Below are 292 nucleotides of genomic sequence, written 5' to 3'. Positions count from 1 at the left end.
CTTTCGTTTTGGAAGTGACTATTTCCCGAATTTTCGTAGGATCAATATTATACGTTTCCTCTTCAATATCGACAAAGACCGGTCTCGCTCCGACTTGAGCAACTGTTTCTGCCGTTGCAAAAAAGGTGAATGGGGTCGTGATTACTTCATCGCCAACTCCAATATTGAGTGCCTTCAACGCCAAGTTAAGGGCGTCAGTACCATTGCCAACCCCTAATGCATAGGAACAATTTACGTAGGAAGCAATTTGCTTCTCTAACTCCTTCCCCTTTTCTCCTCAAATATAATGGCC

Annotated in this window: 1 protein-coding gene; it reads right to left on the bottom strand. The window is 43.5% G+C overall.

Translation table 11 applies throughout. The features are described from left to right. On the bottom strand, positions 1-247 hold a 247-nt coding region (locus tag PZE06_RS28610; RefSeq protein ID WP_309145455.1), incomplete at its 3' end, for a DegT/DnrJ/EryC1/StrS family aminotransferase. Positions 248-292 lie beyond the last annotated feature (45 nt).

Origin of the sequence: Robertmurraya sp. DFI.2.37, from assembly GCF_029211245.1 — a bacterium.
GTDB lineage: Bacteria > Bacillota > Bacilli > Bacillales > Cytobacillaceae > Robertmurraya > Robertmurraya methanolica_A.
This window is presented reverse-complemented; position numbering and strand designations above follow the sequence as displayed.